Raw genomic sequence first — 1,428 nt, forward strand, 5'->3', positions numbered from 1 at the left:
GGGATGCATCGGTTCTGACTGTGTTAATTGCGGTGATGTTGTGCGCAAAAACTCCTCTGAAAGGCTCGTTTAATCGTTTGCGAAGTATGAATTTTTCACTTCATTTTGCCTTCACTGTTTGGGCTGAAAACTAGCTAAATCAAGTAGTTTTAATCTTGGTGTGTGTTGCATGGGGTGCAAGGGGTAGAGTGTTCGAATCACTCCGTCCCGCCCAAACTTGAAAAGGCCGGTTCAGCAATGAGCCGGCCTTTTTGCATTTCTCTTTCCGCAAAATTACCTAGATCGACTGCCAGCTCGGCGCATCCCTCAGCGCCCAATCATCCTGTGCAGCCAGGAAGGTCGGCAGGTCCCGTCGTGCGATCCAGATTTCGCCTTGCCACTTGATGACGCCGATGCGTTGGTCGGCCCAGGTCATGAATGCGCGGTGAGGATCGGTGTCGGGGATGTGCTGGGTGTCGTGGAGGGTGGGGAGGACTTCGTCGCTGAGCCATTTGGCGATGTTGCGGTGTTCGGGGTGCCAGAAGCGGTAGAGGGCTTTGTAGGCGCCGGATTCGCTGATGACTTCCACTTCCTCGCGGAAGCCGCCGAGGTATTCCAGGATGACGGCGCGTTTCTGTTCCGGGTCCATGCGCTGGGGCAGGCGGTAGGGGCGGCGGGCGTTGATCAGGAGGGAGAAGTCGTGGGCGACGAACCAGGGTTGGCGGTCGATCAGGACGGCACGCAGTTGGTGGGTGTGACGTTGGAAAACGACAGGGGTGAAAGGTCCTTGCATGGCATTGCTCCAGTGTCCACATAGAGGGCTGCCATCTACGTCACTAAGCGTAGGGTGGCAAAGCGCGCGGGGTTAGCGAACCGGAGACACTGGACCCGGCAGACCCGAGGGTCTCCCCGCGCGATCCGCCATAGAGCCAGTAGTAAATACTACAAGCGTGAAAGGGCCTACAGGAAACCTTCGCTGTTTCCCGCATGCGCTTTCTGCGCAGTCGCGCCAGTGTCTTTCGAGTCGCTAAACCCGGTCACGGGATTGACCGTGACGCCCGGAGGATGGCGGACGGCTTTCCGAGGCGGCAACCTGCAAAGCTCGTAGGAATCCAGGAAGCGCGTTGAGGTGTGAGGTCCTAGTGAGTTTTCTCTATATAGAAGAGGTAGCCGAGAGGGGCGGCGCACCGGCTTGGGCCCGTCCGCCGTCGGTGCTCATGGCGGTGTGCGGTTACGGGAAGGGCTTGCCTCTATATGAGGAGAGGGAAGGGGAGAGGTTATTTGTCATCTTTCTGCAAAAAGTCGTTGACGGGTCTTTTTAAGTCCCTATAATGCGCACCACTCCCAGCGACGAAGCGATGAAAGAACTTGAAAATCAAGTACTTACAGAGATTTGAAATTGAGAGTGGTGGCCAGGCAGGTGATTCACTTGCCGCTTTTCATTAGCTA

1 protein-coding gene is annotated in these 1,428 nt (G+C 56.2%); it reads right to left on the minus strand.

All coding sequences use genetic code 11. The annotated features are described in order from the left end of the window. Positions 1–277: 277 nt before the first annotated feature. Positions 278–772 (minus strand): BRO-N domain-containing protein, encoded by a 495-nt coding sequence (locus tag FAS41_RS30670; RefSeq protein ID WP_138527023.1) that lies wholly within the window; start codon positions 770–772, stop codon positions 278–280. Positions 773–1,428: the final 656 nt, after the last annotated feature.

It is taken from the genome of Pseudomonas nicosulfuronedens (assembly GCF_005877905.1).
GTDB classification, from domain to species: domain Bacteria; phylum Pseudomonadota; class Gammaproteobacteria; order Pseudomonadales; family Pseudomonadaceae; genus Pseudomonas; species Pseudomonas nicosulfuronedens.

Coding starts and splice junctions, on each gene's coding strand:
- FAS41_RS30670 (WP_138527023.1), bottom strand. CDS start 772: ATGCAAGGACCTTTCACCCCTGTCGTTTTCCAACGTCACACCCACCAA.